Origin of the sequence: Cellulomonas sp. NPDC089187, from assembly GCF_040685135.1 — a bacterium.
GTDB lineage: Bacteria > Actinomycetota > Actinomycetes > Actinomycetales > Cellulomonadaceae > Cellulomonas.
The window spans coordinates 254,567-268,243 of record NZ_JBFBHI010000001.1; the positions used below are offsets into that span (position 1 = coordinate 254,567).

At 70.7% G+C, this 13,677-nt stretch carries 15 protein-coding genes; 12 read left to right on the forward strand and 3 right to left on the reverse strand.

The genetic code is table 11. The features are described from left to right. The first annotated feature begins 4 nt into the window (after nucleotides 1-4). From AB0N78_RS01175 to AB0N78_RS01190, 4 genes are all read left to right on the forward strand, one after another. Nucleotides 5-496 (forward strand): FHA domain-containing protein, encoded by a 492-nt coding sequence (locus tag AB0N78_RS01175; protein WP_363384730.1) that lies wholly within the window; start codon nucleotides 5-7, stop codon nucleotides 494-496. After that, entirely contained in the window at nucleotides 496-1,284 is a 789-nt protein-coding gene (locus tag AB0N78_RS01180; protein ID WP_363384733.1) for a MerR family transcriptional regulator, read from the forward strand. The genes AB0N78_RS01175 and AB0N78_RS01180 overlap by 1 nt, the downstream gene beginning before the upstream one ends. Nucleotides 1,285-1,330: 46 nt before the next feature. Then, nucleotides 1,331-1,870 (forward strand): bifunctional nuclease family protein, encoded by a 540-nt coding sequence (locus AB0N78_RS01185; protein WP_363384735.1) that lies wholly within the window; start codon nucleotides 1,331-1,333, stop codon nucleotides 1,868-1,870. A 153-nt stretch (nucleotides 1,871-2,023) separates the two neighbouring features. Further along, nucleotides 2,024-2,611, forward strand: a complete 588-nt coding sequence (locus tag AB0N78_RS01190) for a MerR family transcriptional regulator (RefSeq protein WP_363384738.1) — start codon at nucleotides 2,024-2,026, stop codon at nucleotides 2,609-2,611. Nucleotides 2,612-2,732: 121 nt separating this feature from the next. Here the strand turns inward: AB0N78_RS01190 and AB0N78_RS01195 are convergent, their stop codons facing one another. After that, nucleotides 2,733-3,509, reverse strand: a complete 777-nt coding sequence (locus AB0N78_RS01195) for a ParA family protein (protein ID WP_363384741.1) — start codon at nucleotides 3,507-3,509, stop codon at nucleotides 2,733-2,735. 78 nt (nucleotides 3,510-3,587) lie between these two features. Between AB0N78_RS01195 and AB0N78_RS01200 the strand changes: the two genes are divergently transcribed. From AB0N78_RS01200 to AB0N78_RS01230, 7 genes are all read left to right on the forward strand, one after another. Then, nucleotides 3,588-4,238, forward strand: coding sequence for an MBL fold metallo-hydrolase (locus AB0N78_RS01200; protein ID WP_363384743.1), 651 nt, complete (start codon nucleotides 3,588-3,590; stop codon nucleotides 4,236-4,238). Nucleotides 4,239-4,297: 59 nt separating this feature from the next. After that, a complete protein-coding gene (locus AB0N78_RS01205) occupies nucleotides 4,298-4,783 on the forward strand; it encodes a hypothetical protein (protein ID WP_363384746.1) in 486 nt (161 codons plus the stop codon). A 65-nt stretch (nucleotides 4,784-4,848) separates the two neighbouring features. Further along, nucleotides 4,849-6,075 carry a D-mannonate dehydratase ManD gene (manD, locus tag AB0N78_RS01210; protein WP_363384748.1) on the forward strand — a complete coding sequence of 409 codons (1,227 nt, stop codon included), beginning with the start codon at nucleotides 4,849-4,851 and terminating at the stop codon, nucleotides 6,073-6,075. Nucleotides 6,076-6,114: 39 nt separating this feature from the next. Continuing rightward, complete coding sequence (locus AB0N78_RS01215) at nucleotides 6,115-6,498, forward strand: VOC family protein (protein ID WP_363384750.1); 384 nt, start codon at nucleotides 6,115-6,117, stop codon at nucleotides 6,496-6,498. A gap of 119 nt (nucleotides 6,499-6,617) precedes the next feature. Continuing rightward, complete coding sequence (locus AB0N78_RS01220; RefSeq protein WP_363384753.1) at nucleotides 6,618-7,262, forward strand: delta-60 repeat domain-containing protein; 645 nt, start codon at nucleotides 6,618-6,620, stop codon at nucleotides 7,260-7,262. Then, on the forward strand, nucleotides 7,220-8,461 hold the full coding sequence (locus AB0N78_RS01225) for an Ig domain-containing protein (RefSeq protein WP_363384756.1): 1,242 nt from the start codon (nucleotides 7,220-7,222) through the stop codon (nucleotides 8,459-8,461). Before AB0N78_RS01220 ends, AB0N78_RS01225 begins: the two co-directional genes overlap by 43 nt. Nucleotides 8,462-8,543: 82 nt before the next feature. Further along, a complete protein-coding gene (locus AB0N78_RS01230; protein WP_363384759.1) occupies nucleotides 8,544-10,616 on the forward strand; it encodes a putative Ig domain-containing protein in 2,073 nt (690 codons plus the stop codon). 53 nt (nucleotides 10,617-10,669) lie between these two features. On the opposite strand, the gene AB0N78_RS01235 is transcribed toward AB0N78_RS01230, so the two are convergent. Next, nucleotides 10,670-11,608: an LLM class flavin-dependent oxidoreductase gene (locus tag AB0N78_RS01235; RefSeq protein ID WP_363384762.1), complete on the reverse strand. Its 939-nt coding sequence runs from the start codon at nucleotides 11,606-11,608 to the stop codon at nucleotides 10,670-10,672. A gap of 109 nt (nucleotides 11,609-11,717) precedes the next feature. On the opposite strand from AB0N78_RS01235, the gene AB0N78_RS01240 reads away from it, so the two are divergent. Next, nucleotides 11,718-12,998 carry an MFS transporter gene (locus AB0N78_RS01240; RefSeq protein WP_363384765.1) on the forward strand — a complete coding sequence of 427 codons (1,281 nt, stop codon included), beginning with the start codon at nucleotides 11,718-11,720 and terminating at the stop codon, nucleotides 12,996-12,998. Here the strand turns inward: AB0N78_RS01240 and AB0N78_RS01245 are convergent. After that, nucleotides 12,995-13,621: a GntR family transcriptional regulator gene (locus AB0N78_RS01245; RefSeq protein ID WP_363384768.1), complete on the reverse strand. Its 627-nt coding sequence runs from the start codon at nucleotides 13,619-13,621 to the stop codon at nucleotides 12,995-12,997. The two genes, AB0N78_RS01240 and AB0N78_RS01245, sit on opposite strands and share 4 nt — an antisense overlap. Nucleotides 13,622-13,677: the final 56 nt, after the last annotated feature.

A 13,677-nucleotide genomic window follows, 5' to 3' on the forward strand; every position in this document is an offset into this window, starting at 1 on the left:
TGGCATGAGCGACGAGCAGCAGGTGCCCGGTGCTTTCGGGGCCGGCGGTCAGGACGGGCCGCGCCCAGAGGACACCACCCTCGCCTTCGGCAATCTCGGACCGCTGGACGTCGACCCCGTCGCTCCGGCGGGTCTGACCGCGGAGCAGGCCGCCGCCGTGCAGGCGCTGCCGCGCACCTCCGCTCTGCTGATCATGCAGCGTGGTGGCCCGGGATCGGGTGCCCGGTTCCTGCTGGACGCCGACCGCACCGTCGCCGGGCGCAGCCCGGATGCGGACATCTTTCTCGACGATGTGACGGTGTCGCGCAAGCACGCGGAGTTCGTGCGGGAGCTCGACGACTTCCTGGTTCGGGACATCGGTTCGCTGAACGGCACCTACGTCAATCGGGAACGGATCGACTCTGTGGTCCTGCGCGCCGGTGACGAGGTGCAGATCGGCAAGTTCCGGATGACCTTCCACCCGAGCCCGGCGGCCCACCGCGGCGCCGACGCCTGATGGCGGCACGCCCGGCACGGGCGGCCTCCGAGCAGCCCGGCCCCATCCGAGTCGATCACGCCGCTGCACAGCCCACCCCGGAGCCGTGGCCGCGCGGACTGTCCCGTGCTGCGACCATGCGGATATCCGACGTGCTGGCCGCGCTGCGGGTGGAGTTCCCCGCCGTCACCAACTCCAAGCTGCGCTTTCTGGAGGAGCAGGGGCTGGTGGACCCGGTCCGGACCCCGGCCGGGTACCGCCAGTACAGCCCCGCCGACCTGGAGCGGCTGCGCTTTGTGCTGCGTGAGCAGCGGGATCGGTATGTGCCGCTCAAGGTGATCGGCGAGCGGCTGGCCGAGTTGGACGCCGGCATTGCGACCGAGCCCGCGCCGACCGCCCGGGTGGTCGCCGAGGACGGGGTGGTGCGCGCCCAGCACGGGGACGGCCGGTACACGCCCGCGGAGCTTGCCGTCGAGGTGGCGGTCGATCCGGCAGTGGTCACTGACCTCATCGATGCCGGTGTGCTGCGCCCGTCGGCCTCCGGGCATCTGGACGACTGGGCCAAGGAGGTCGTCATCGCTGCGGCGGCCCTGGCCGAGCACGGTTTGCAGGCCCGGCACCTGCGCACCTTCCGCACCGCTGCGGACCGGCAACTCGATCTGGTCGAGACCGTCGTTGCTCCGTGGCGCGGTCAGAACTCGCCCTCCGCCCGGGGCCGGGCCAGCACCACCGCCGCCGAGGTGGGGGAGCTGTGCGGGCGTCTGCACACGGCGCTGCTGCGCGGTGGCGTGGCCGGACTCACCGACTGACCGGTCCCTCTCGCGCGGGGCACCTTGACCGCCGTAGCGTGGCGGCATGCACGACGACTTGGTCCAGGTGGAGGTGCTCGGCGTCCGCCGCCATCCCGATGACGACGAGCTTGTCGTGCTGCTGCTCGAGCCAGTGGGGGAGTTGGTGGTGCCGATCTCGATCGGGCCGGTGGAGGCGGCTGCCATCGCCACGGCACAGGCCGGGATCGTCCCGCCCCGCCCGATGACCCATGACCTGTTGCGCGCGGTGCTGGAGACGATGGGCACCCGGTTAACCCGGGTGGAGATCACCGAACTGTCCGGTGGCATCTTCCATGCGGCGCTGGTGCTGGGGGAGGAGGAGCGGGTGGACGCCCGCGCCTCGGACGCCCTGGCCATGGCGGTGCGGATGGATTGCCCGGTGCTGTGCGCGGTGGATGTGCTGGCCCAGGCCGGTGTCGAGGCGCAGGTCACGGACGGTCCGGACGGGGAATCCGGTGACTCGGAGGCTGAGGTTGAGCGCTTCCGCGAGTTCCTGGATCAGGTCGAACCAGAAGATTTTGGCGATGACGGCGCGTCGCCTGCATCGAGCAGCGAGAACGAGTAGCTTCAACCTCAGGTCGAAGGTAAGACACGCCGACCGCGACACGCCCGCTCTCCGCGAGTCGGCGGTCGTTGACCGTGTCAGTCCCCGGGCCTAGCGTTGACACCAGTTCCCACGTACCGCCGACCAGGCGGTTCGGACACTTCGGAGGCACCCGTGACCGGCACCGAGCAGACCGCCGACGCTGCCGGCAGCATCCCGCAGCGGGCACAGGGCCTCCTGTTCGGGGACGAGCTGCCTGACCTCGACACCGCCTCCGGCTACCGCGGTCCCACCGCCTGCCGCGCGGCCGGGATCACTTACCGCCAGCTGGACTACTGGGCGCGCACCGGTCTGGTCGAGCCGACTGTCCGTCCCGCACACGGCTCCGGTACCCAGCGCCTCTACTCCTTCCGCGACATCCTGGTGCTCAAGGTCGTCAAGCGACTGCTGGACACCGGCGTCTCCCTGCAGCAGATCCGGGCCGCCGTCGGCCACCTGCGCGAGCGGGGCGTGGACGACCTGGCGCAGATCACCCTGATGTCGGACGGTGCCTCGGTGTACGAGTGCACCTCTGCCGATGAGGTCATTGACCTGGTGCAGGGCGGACAGGGCGTGTTCGGGATCGCCGTCGGTCGGGTCTGGCGCGAGGTCGAGGGTTCACTGGCCCAGCTACCGACCGAGCGGGCCGAGGACGGGCCGGTGCTCGACTCCCCGCAGGATGAGTTGGCCGCACGCCGCGCAGCACGCCGCAACGCGGGCTGACCCGCCTCGTCGTCCCGCTGTGTGAGGGAGTCTCACGCAGCGGTCGTCCGTCGGGCCGCAGACTCGATGCGCCCTGGCCGTGTCGGGGTATCCCCGGTGGTGGATCGCAGGATCGGGTAAGTCAGGTGCGGGGTGCCCGCAGGGCCCGGTCGAGCAACTGGTCGAAGCTCGCGGCGAGGTCACGCGCGCCCTGTCCAGGCCACGCATGGATCGGCTGCGCAGCACCCTGAGCCTGCTGCAGTGCGGCACGCTCCGGAACGAACGGGTTGAGCACCAGCGGACCGTAGAGCCCGCTCAGCTCCTCCAGCCGGAAGGCCTGCTCGATGGAGCGCGCCTTGACCCGGTTCACCACCACACCCAGCGGCTGCAACTGTCCGGCCGGGCCCCGGCGCAGGTCATCGATCGTGCGCATGGCGCGGCCGACCGCGGTCACCGCGAACAGTCCCGGCTCGGTGACGACAATGGCGCGGTCGCAGGCGGTCAGCCCGGTGCGGGTCAGGCCGCCGAGCGAGGGCGGGCAGTCGATCAGCACCAGGTCGTAGGAGTGCAGCCAGGCCAGCGCGAACCGCAGCCGGTCGAGCTCTCGGGTGCTGCCGTCGTGGCCGTAGCCGTCATGCCGCGCGGAGTCGGGCGACCCCACCAGCACGTCCAGGCCCTGGTCCGCCCATGCGCTGGCGGCCGTCGCGGCGTTCAGCGTCTCCAGCCCCGGCTCGTCCAGGACCTCGGCCACCGACCCCGCGGCCGGTGCGGTGGCCAACGCGAGCGTGGAGTCACCCTGCGGATCGAGGTCGACCACCAGGGTGCGCAGTCCCCGCTCCAGGGCAGCCGAAGCCAAGCCGAGCGTCACGGACGTCTTCCCGACGCCACCCTTCAGCGAACACACTCCCAGGACCAGCACACCCGTACCGTATCCGGCGGGGACGGATCGGGGCGATGCGCGCTCGCCTGAGCTCGCCGGTGGGGTGATGCTGGGGCCATGACGACCATCACCTCCTGGGGGCATGCCTGCATCAGTGTCGACCGTGACGGGCGGCGGCTGGTGATCGACCCCGGGACCTTCTCCGACCTGACCGTGGTGGACGATGCGGACGCAATCCTGGTCACCCATGACCATGCCGACCATCTGGCCACCGATCCGGTGGTAGCCGCGCTCCGCGCCCGGCCCGGGGCGCAGCTATGGGGCCCAGAGTCAGTGGTCACCCAGCTGCGCGAGGCCGGGGCTCCGACCGAGCGGGTGCACGCGGTCACCACGGGGGAGGTGGTGACCGCGGCGGGCTTCCCGGTGCGCACGATCGGGCACGAACACCAGCTGATCCACCCCGATGTGCCCCGCCCGGAGAACATCGGCTACCTGGTCGACGAGGCGTTCTTCCACCCGGGCGATGCGCTCACCGAACCCGGGGTGCCGGTGCGGGTGCTCTTCGTACCGGTCGCCGCGCCGTGGCTGAAACTGGCCGAGGCCATCGACTACGTGCGCGCTGTGCAGCCCCGGGTCGTCGTCCCGATCCACGACGCGATTCTGTCCGAACCCGGGCGGGGACTGTCCGACCGACTCGTGGGCGGACTGGGCGGGGCGCCCGTGTACCACCGGTTGGGGGTCGGGGAGTCCTTCGACCCGGTCGGCTGATGCCGCGGTCGAGCCGAGGCGCTAGCGTGACGCGACCTGTCCCGTTCTGAGGAGTCGGCATGACCCGTCCGTCCGCCAAAGCGCTCATCACCACCGGCCTGTGCCTTCTCGGCGGCGCGGTGCTGCTCCAGATCGTGTACATGATCGTGCAGAGCGTCGGCTTGGGCAGTTTCTACGGCGGGTACAGCATCGGATGGGGTGCGCTAAGCCTGTTCGGGACGCTGATCTCGCTGGCGGGGTATACCGGGGCGGCGATCCTGGCGGGCGGTCTGGTGGTGAAGGCCCTCACGCCGACCCGGAGTGCGACCCAGCTGCCCGACCAGTACGGAACTCCGGGCGGATACACCAGCGGGTCGTACGGGCAGGCAACGCAGGGCACCAACACCGGAGCAGGGCAGTACGGATACCCGACCACGCCGGTCGCGCAGCCGGGGTCACAGCCCGGCGGGGCACCGGGGCCCGCAGCACCGTACGGCCAGCAGCCCGGCGCGGGCAGTTCGTGGCAGTCGCACCCGGGGGACACCGGTCCGCAGTCGCACGGCTGAACCAGAGCTCTCAACCGGGAGAACGGCGGTCACCGGGTGGGTGAGAGCGCTGCCATGATGGGTCCATGAGGATCATCAGCGCCGATGTCGTCGTCACCAGCCCCGGCCGTAACTTCGTCACCCTGAAACTCACCACCGACGAGGGCGTGACCGGCCTCGGCGATGCCACGTTGAACGGGCGCGAGCTCGCCGTGGTGTCGTATCTGCGCGAGCACCTCGCACCGCTGCTGATCGACACCGACCCGCAGCGGATCGAGCACACCTGGCAGTCGCTGTACCGGGGCGCGTACTGGCGTCGTGGGCCGGTCACGATGGCTGCCATTGCGGCGGTGGACATGGCGCTGTGGGATATCAAGGCCAAGGTTGCCGGTCTCCCGCTCTACCAACTGCTCGGTGGGGCGTCACGGGACCGGGTCCGGACCTACGGGCACGCGAACGGCCGGGATATCCCGGAGCTGCTCGACTCGGTGCGCGCCCGGCTGGCCGAGGGCTATCCGGCGGTGCGGGTACAAACCGGTGTGCCCGGGTTGCAGCGGGTGTACGGGGTGCACCAGGGCACGGCCATTGCGGCTGAGGTCGACGGCATGCGGATCGACCAGCTGGCCCGGCCGTTGGAGGAGGACTGGGACACCGCCGCCTACCTGCGGCATGTGCCGACCATCCTGGAGGCGGTGCGCCACGAGTTCGGACCGGAGCTGCCGCTACTGCATGACGCCCACCACCGGCTGAGTCCGCAGGAAGCCGCGCGGCTGGCCAAGACCGTGGAACCCTTCGACCTGTTCTGGTTGGAGGATCTGACCCCCACCGAGGACCAGAGCGCGCTGCGCCTGGCCCGGCAGCACAGCACCACGCCGCTGGCGACCGGCGAGGTCTTCAACACCGTCTTCGACTACCAGACGCTGATCGACGAGCGTCTGATCGACTATGTGCGGTCGGCGGTGACGCACTTCGGGGGGATCTCGCCGCTGCGCCGGCTGGTCGACTACGCCGGTCAACACCAGATCCGCACCGGGTTCCATGGCCCGGAGGACATCTCCCCGGTGGGGATGGCCGCGCAGATCCACCTGGACCTGGCGGTGCACAACTTCGGCATCCAAGAGTTCTCCGGGCATACCGAGCTGACCGACCGAGTGTTCCGGCACGCCTACACCTTCACCGACGGGTACCTGCATCCGGGGGAGCAGCCCGGCCTCGGTGTCGAGCTGGATGAGGAACTCGCCGCTGCCCACCCGTACCGCCAGGCGTACCTGCCGGTGAACAGACTGTTGGACGGCAGCGTCCACGACTGGTGAGCGAATGCGGGCCGCCCGTTCCCGCCCTACGGTCGCGGCATGGCGAGTCGACTGGGTGAACTGGTCCTGAACGCGCGGGACCCGGAGCGGTTGGCCGCGTTCTGGTGCGCGGTTCTGGACTACGTGGTGCTCGACCGGGAGGACGGCTGTGTGGAGATCGGCCCGCCCAGCGGTTTCGGGGGAGCGCAGCCGACCATCTTTCTCAGCCGAAGCGAGGACCCACACCCGGTGAGTCTGCGTCTGCACCTCGACGTGAACCCGGTGGACCGCGACCAGGATGCCGAACTGGAACGGCTGAGTGCCTTGGGTGCGCGCCCGGCCGATGTCGGGCAGACCGGGCAGGAGTCCTGGCATGTGCTCGCCGACCCGGAGGGCAACATCTTCTGCCTGTTGCGGCAACAGCTGACCCCGCTGGAGAGCTGAGCTGCGCGCCGGGGTGTGCGCTGCCATCCTCGGCGGTCGCCCGCGGGGAACTCACCCTCGACCAGAGCTTCGGCGCGAACGTCGGCTCGCCGCTGAACGCGCTGGTCCGCAACCTGGACGTGGCCGACAACGGGGCGATCTACACCGTCGGTGCATTCACCGCCCCGGGCCGGTACTTCGCGCGGTTCGCGGCGGACGGTACCCCGGATGCCGCCTTCAACCAGAATGTGGGGGCAGCGCTGAACGGACCCGCCAACTCGATCTGGATCGATGAGCACAGCGGTGCGATCACCGTCGGCGGAGAGTTCACTACCCCGAGCGCGCATCTGGCGCGCTTCCATGCCGATGGCACCCCGGACACCGCCTTCAACGAGGCCATCGGTGACGCCTTCGATGGCGCGATCTACGGCATCGCCGAGGACGTGAACGGTGGTCTGGTGGTCGCCGGAATGTTCACCACACCGACCGACAGTGCCATGAAGCTCTCCCAGGACGGCACCCTGGACGAGGAGTTCGCAGAGGCTGTCCGGGGACAGATGCCCGTGGCGTACTTTGTGGACGTCACTCCGGAGACGGGTGAGCTGACCTTCGCGCAGTCGCAGAACCCTCCGCTCTATCGGATGTCCGCCGACGGGGCGCCGGACACGGCCTTCAATGCCGCCGTGCAGGCGACCGGGATTCGGACGGCGTGGGAGTTCTACCGTGACCCCGACACTAAGGCATGGCCATCGAGGTGGACGTCGACCCGCACACCGGTGCGGTGACCGCCACCGGCGAGTTCAGCCGGCCGAGCACGAACATTGCGCGGTTCCACAGCGACGGTCGCCCGGACACCGCCTTCAACGACGCGGTACGCGGGATGGTCAACGGCTACGTCAACGGCCTCCACGTCAACCACACCACCGGGGCTCTGGTGGTCGGTGGGGGACCATTCGTCGCAGCGGGCGGCTCCAACTTGGCGCGGATCCGCGCTGTCGCGGTGGAGCTGGCACCGATGGCCGACCAGTCGTCCCCGTTGGGACTGCCGATTACGCCGCTGGCCGTCGGCGCGACCAGTGACGAGGATCCGATCGTCTACGGTGCCACCGGTCTGCCGTCCGGTCTGAGCATCGATGCCGACACCGGGCAGATCACTGGGACCCCGGCTGAGGTGGGCACCAGCACCGTGACACTCACCGCCAGTGCCTCCGGGCTGGTGGACAGCACGGAGTTCACCTGGACGATCACCCCGGTGACCATCCCGACGCTGAGTGGTGAGGCCCCCGACGCGACGGTCGGCGTCGCCTACGACCACCAGTTCACGGTGACCGGTGAGCCCACCGCCACCGTCGCCGTCTCCGCAGGCACGCTGCCGGATGGGCTGACCCTGGACGCGGACGGCCGCCTGCACGGCACCCCGACCACCGCGGGTACCTGGACTGTCGACCTGCAGGCGGAGAACATCGGTGGCACCGCGACGCTGCGCGGCGTCGAGCTGACCGTGCGCGGCCCGGAGCTGACGCTGGCGCACACCGAAGTCGTCGCCGGCGAGGCACAGGCTGTCACCGGCACCGGCTTCGCACCGGGGGAGAGCGTGCAGGTGCAGCTGCGGTCCACCCCGGTCGATGTCGGCACGATGATCGCCGATGACAGCGGCGCGGTGGAGCTGGAGTTCACTGTCCCCGCGGACACGACGACCGGGGTGCACAGTGTGGTGGCCACCAGCGTGGCGGGGGAGACCTCGGCGGACTTCACGGTCCGCGCCGCGGTGGTGCCGGATCCGGAGCCGACCGACCCCACTGCGCCCGAGCCCCCGGCTGCGCCCGAGCCCCCGGCTGCGCCCGAGGACCCGGCACAGCCGGAACAGGTGCGGGTGCTGGCGGTGACGGGTGCGTCCCTGGGCGGTCTGGCACTGCTGGCTGCCCTCGCGGTCGGCGCCGGGATGCTGCTGACCCGCGGCGGACGCCGTAGCGTCGAGCGGTGACTGTCCGGGCCGATTTCGCCAGACTCACCTGACACGCCGGACCGCCTTGGCCCTGGCTGTGTGAGGCGGTCAAGATGCCCGCATGCGCCTCCTACGACCGCTGTCCGCCCTGCTCACCTCGATCCTCGTGGTGCTGGGACTTGTAGCGCCGTCCGCGGCCGCGAATACCGGCACACTCTCCGTCGACCCGGCCTTCGACCAACGGGTTGGCACGGCGCTGAATGGGCTGGTCCGTGACGCCGACGCCTTGGGCCCGAACGGCATCGTGGTCGGCGGGGCATTCACCTCGCCCAACCCGTACCTGGCCCGCTACCGCGCCGACGGCAGCCCGGACACGGAGTTCAACGCTCGGGTCGGAGGCATGATCAACGGGCCGGTGAACACAGTGCTCGTGGATCCGAAGACCGGTGCGATCACCGTAGGCGGTGAGTTCACCGAGCCCAACACGCACCTGATGCGGCTGCACGCCGACGGCACCCCGGACACCGCGTTCAACGCTGCGGTGGCCGGACTGCTCGACGCCGCAGTGCAGGACCTCCACCTGGCGGACGACGGCGCGCTCACGGTGGCAGGCATTTTCACCTCGGCCGGCAACCGGATCGTGCGCCTGACCGCCGACGGGTCTGTGGACGAGACCTTCTCGATCCCGGAGGGGATTGAGTTCGACCGGTTCAGCCTGGGCGGGGTCCTTGAGCTCGATGTGGACCCGGTCACCGGGCAGGTCACGGCCACAGCGGCAGGCAACGGCGTGGTCCGGTTCACCGCGGATGGTGCGGTCGACCCCAGCTTCCTCTGGGATGCCGACATGCGCGGGGCGGCGGGCGACATGCACGTCAACCACGCCACTGGCCAGATCACCCAAGCGAACCCCACCACCGGTCTGCGTGTGGGGCGCTTCAACGCTGACGGGACCCGGGACACCGCCTTCAACGACACCGTGCGTCAGGCGCAGCCGAACGGGCAGGTGGCGGGTCTCTACGTCGAACCCTCCGGCGACTTCTACCTGTCCGGGGAGTTCACCTCACCGAGCACCAACGTCGCGCGGTACCACGCCGATGGCACACCGGACGAGGAGTTCAACGCGGCGATGCGGGACAGCACCTCCGGGTACATCCGCCGAGTGCGACCGGACAGCTCCGGGGCCATCCTGCTCGCGGGCCAGTTCACCACCTCGCGCGCCAGCGGCCTGGCCCGGGTTCGGACTCCGAGCGTGAGCCTTGACCCCGTGGCCGACCAGTCCTCGCCGCAGGGCACCGCCATCGCCCCGCTCACCGTGACCGCCGCCACCAGTGGCGATGCGATGGAGTACACCGCTACGGGGCTTCCCGCCGGGCTGACCATCGACGCCGCCACCGGTGTCATCACCGGCACCCCGACGGAGGCGGGCACCACCACGGTCACGGTCACCGCTCGCGGCGCGGGTGTCGAGGACTCAGTGAGCTTCGACTGGACCATTGTGCTGGTCACAGCACCGACGCTGACCGGTGCGCCGCCTCAGGGAACGGTGTCGGCCGCTTATGACTATCTGTTCGCTCTCACCGGCGACCCGCAGCCCACCGTGTCCGTGAGCGCGGGGACGCTGCCCGAGGGCCTTGTCCTGGACGCGGACGGCCGACTGCACGGCACACCGACCACGGCGGGGTCCTGGACCATCGAGCTGCAGGCGGAGAACGCGGGGGGCGTGGTCCACGTCGCCACGACCCTGACCATCGTCGGCCCGGAGCTGTGGGTGGCGCATGACGAGGTGCTCGCCGGCGAGTCCCAGACCGTCACCGGAACCGGCTTCGCGCCGGGGGAGGAGATCGCCGTCGAGCTGCACTCGACGCCGGTGGAGGTCGGCATTGTGACCGCGAACGCCGCGGGTGAGGCCGAGCTGACGTTCACCGTCCCGGCCGACACGTCTGCCGGCCCGCACCGCGTCGTGACCCTCAGCGCGGCGGGGGAGACATCGGCCCAGTTCCAGGTCATCAGCCCCGCCGTCGTGACGCCCAGCGCTCCGCCCGCCGCGCCGACTCCGTCGGTCGTGACGGCACCGGCCACCTCGGTGCTCGCGGTGACCGGCGGGATGGTCACGGGGGTGGCGGTCCTGGCCGCGGCTGCCCTGCTCGGGGGCCTCGTGCTGCTGCGGGCACGTCGCCGATCGGCCCAGGACTGACCGGCGCGTGATGGTGCGGGTCGTCCCCGGTGGGGACGGCCCGCACCGTGCTGTCAGCCCAGCACTGCCGCGAGCTCGGTGAGTGCCGTCATCGGGTCGGGCCCGACGGGGATGAACACGCTGGACGTCACCCCGGCTGCTGCGAGTCCGTCGATCCGTGCTCGCACCTGGGCGGCTGTTCCCGCCAACGCCAGCTGACGCACCCACTCCTCGGGCAGATCCCGGGCGAACGCGGCCCGGTCGACCGAGCGTTCCCGGAGTGCGGCGAGTTCCCCGGCGAAGGGCAACGGGGCCAGATGCGGAGCCCAGTCCGGCTCACCGATCCACTCCAGGCCCGGTCGTGCCGCCGCCAATGCAGCGGACTCGTCCTCCCGCACCACGCCAACGTTGTAGGCGACGACCCGGTGCGTACCGGTCGGCGCGATGAACTCCCTGGCGGCCCGGGCGTACTCCGGGGTGACGGGTTCGGCCAGCACGGTGCCGTCCGCGACCTGCCCGGCAGCGGCCAGCGACTTCGGGCCACGGACGCCGAACAGCAGCGGCGGTATCCGGTCGGGCACCGCCGAACGGTCCAGGACCACACCCTGTGCCTCCTTCCCCGCCAGCAGGGTTCTCAGCGCGATCACGTAGTCACGCAGGAAGCTCAGCGGCTTGTCCGGCCAGCAACCGGCCTGACGCATCCAGCCCGGCATGCCGTGGCCGATCCCGACGTCGACCCGCCCGGGGAACAGCTGCTCGACGGTGGCGATCTCCATCGCTGCGTAGGCCACATTGCGCACCGCCGCGGGCAGGATGCCGATCCCGACCCGGATTCGCTCGGTGACAGCCAGGATGGCCGAGGCCTGGGCGAACCCGCCGCGGTAGCCGAGATCCTCGACCACCCACAGCTCGTCGAAGCCGAGTGACTCGGCCCGCTGCGCGAAGGGCATCACCTGCTGGGCAGGCAGGTCGCGGGGGAGCATGACGCCGATCCGAGGGCTGGTGCCAGTCATGCCAGATTCCTATCAGTTCGACCGTCGCCGTCGACGGGTATCCTCGGTCGGTCACTGGGATACAACTGGGATGTCAGATGCTCCGGCCCGGTGCCGGAGAGGACCCTCGATGACCGCGCCCGTGACCGCCCGCGCCGATCTGAGCACTGTGGATGTCGCCCCCGTGCAGCGCCGCACGCTCACCGTGCTGATTGTGATGCAGATCATCGGCACCATCGGAGTCGGTGTGGCCCCGTCCATCGGTGTGCTGCTGGCGGGGGAGGTGACCGACAGTGAGGCGTGGGCGGGACTCGCCCGCACCGGGAGCACCCTCGGCGCCGCGCTGCTCGGTCTGCCGTTGGGCACGCTGGCAGCTCGGCGCGGTCGCCGGGTCGCGCTGACCACCGGCTGGTGGACCGCCGCCTGCGGGGGAGCGCTCCTGGTCGCGGCCGCGCAGTGGAGCCTGGTGGTGCCGCTGTTCGTGGGCCTGTTGCTGATCGGTGCGGGATCGGCGGTGAGCCTGCAAGCACGGTTCGCGGCCACCGATCTGGCCGCACCCCGGCAGAAGGCGCGCGCCCTGGCCCTCGTCGTGTGGGTCGGCACCATCGGCTCGGTGCTCGGGCCGAACCTCGGCGTGCCCGCACAGGTCCTAGGACGGGCGACCGGTCTGACCGTCTACGCGGGGGCGTTCCTGATCGCCGCGGTATGCCTGGCGCTGGCCGGGACCGTGGCAGTGATCTGGCTGCGCCCGGACCCGCTGCACGTGCTCGCCGAGGTCACCCCCACGGCCTCGCAGCCCCACACCGGTGCGCGCCACGGCCGACTACGGATGATGGCGGCCGAACTGCGCAGCAACCCGACAGCCCGGTTCGCTGTGGTGGCGATCTTGACCGCGCAGATCGTGATGGTCGCCGTGATGACCATGACCCCGGTGCATCTGACCCATCACGGGGGCTCCGTCACCGTCGTGGGGTTGACGATCAGCCTGCACGTGGCCGGGATGTACGCCCTGTCGCCGGTGGTGGGCATGGTGGTCGACCGCGGTGGCCATCGCCTGTCGATCCTGATCGGCATCGTGGTCCTGGTCGCCTCCCTGGTCGCCGGTGCCTGGCACCCGGACGACACCGGCTGGGTGATCGCCTGTCTGGTGCTACTCGGCCTGGGCTGGTGCTTCGTCAATGTCGCGGGATCGGCGCTGTTCAGCAGTGTCGTCGCCGACCGGGTGCGCGCCACCGCCCAGGGCGGCGTCGATGCGCTGTCGAATCTCTGCGGCGCGGCGGCGGCCTTCATCTCCGGCCCGCTGCTGGCCGTCAGCAGTTTCTCGACGCTGTGCGGGGTGGCAATGGTGGTGTTGGTGCCGCTGACCACGATGACCCTGCTGCGGTCCGGGGGAGCGCGGCCCCGGGTCTAGAGATCGTCGGTCTCGGCCAGGTGACGGGCCAGCGCGGCGGGAAAATGCGCGCCGTCGTCGACGGTCAGCTGCGCCACCAGGTCCTCATGCTCAGCCAGGATCTGCGGGCAACGCTCGGCCAGACGATCCCCGTGCCGGTAGAGCAGGGAGCGCAGCCGGTCGGAGAGCCGTTCGCTCAGCTCCACCAGCACCTGATTGCCCGCGGCGGCGGCAAAGGCCTGGTGGAACCGGATCGTCTCATCCACGAAGGCGTCGACATCGGAGGCCTGCAACGCCGCGCGCTGCGCCGCCAGCGACGAGGACAGGCGGACGGCCAAGGCTGCGCGGGCGTCGGCGGTCGCTAGCTGGACAGCGGAGGACTCCAGCACCCAGCGCGCCTCCCGCAGATCGGCGATGGCCTGACGGTCAAGCCCCAGCACCAGCGCGCCACGCTGTGGGTAGATGACGATCCATCCCTCGTCCTGCAACCGGGTCAGCGCCGCACGCACCGGTGTCCGGCTCACCCCGGTCCGGGCGGCGAGCGTCACTTCGCCCAGCATCGTGCCCGCGGCAAGCTCACCGCGCACGATCCCGCCCTTGATGTCCGCGTACGCCCGGTCGGCGGCACTCGGCTCATCGCGCATCTGCTCGTCCTTCGGCCAGGGGACCCGTCGTTCGGGTCGGTGCGACCCAAGAGCCG

Excerpts from the sequence above, each read along its gene's own strand:
- AB0N78_RS01175 (WP_363384730.1), top strand. The coding sequence starts at position 5 with ATGAGCGACGAGCAGCAGGTGCCCGGTGCTTTCGGGGCCGGCGGTCAG.
- AB0N78_RS01225 (WP_363384756.1), top strand. The coding sequence starts at position 7,220 with ATGGCCATCGAGGTGGACGTCGACCCGCACACCGGTGCGGTGACCGCC.
- AB0N78_RS01205 (WP_363384746.1), top strand. The coding sequence starts at position 4,298 with ATGACCCGTCCGTCCGCCAAAGCGCTCATCACCACCGGCCTGTGCCTT.
- AB0N78_RS01185 (WP_363384735.1), top strand. The coding sequence starts at position 1,331 with ATGCACGACGACTTGGTCCAGGTGGAGGTGCTCGGCGTCCGCCGCCAT.
- AB0N78_RS01235 (WP_363384762.1), bottom strand. The coding sequence starts at position 11,608 with ATGACTGGCACCAGCCCTCGGATCGGCGTCATGCTCCCCCGCGACCTG.
- AB0N78_RS01230 (WP_363384759.1), top strand. The coding sequence starts at position 8,544 with ATGCGCCTCCTACGACCGCTGTCCGCCCTGCTCACCTCGATCCTCGTG.
- manD (WP_363384748.1), top strand. The coding sequence starts at position 4,849 with ATGAGGATCATCAGCGCCGATGTCGTCGTCACCAGCCCCGGCCGTAAC.
- AB0N78_RS01180 (WP_363384733.1), top strand. The coding sequence starts at position 496 with ATGGCGGCACGCCCGGCACGGGCGGCCTCCGAGCAGCCCGGCCCCATC.
- AB0N78_RS01215 (WP_363384750.1), top strand. The coding sequence starts at position 6,115 with ATGGCGAGTCGACTGGGTGAACTGGTCCTGAACGCGCGGGACCCGGAG.
- AB0N78_RS01200 (WP_363384743.1), top strand. The coding sequence starts at position 3,588 with ATGACGACCATCACCTCCTGGGGGCATGCCTGCATCAGTGTCGACCGT.
- AB0N78_RS01240 (WP_363384765.1), top strand. The coding sequence starts at position 11,718 with ATGACCGCGCCCGTGACCGCCCGCGCCGATCTGAGCACTGTGGATGTC.
- AB0N78_RS01245 (WP_363384768.1), bottom strand. The coding sequence starts at position 13,621 with ATGCGCGATGAGCCGAGTGCCGCCGACCGGGCGTACGCGGACATCAAG.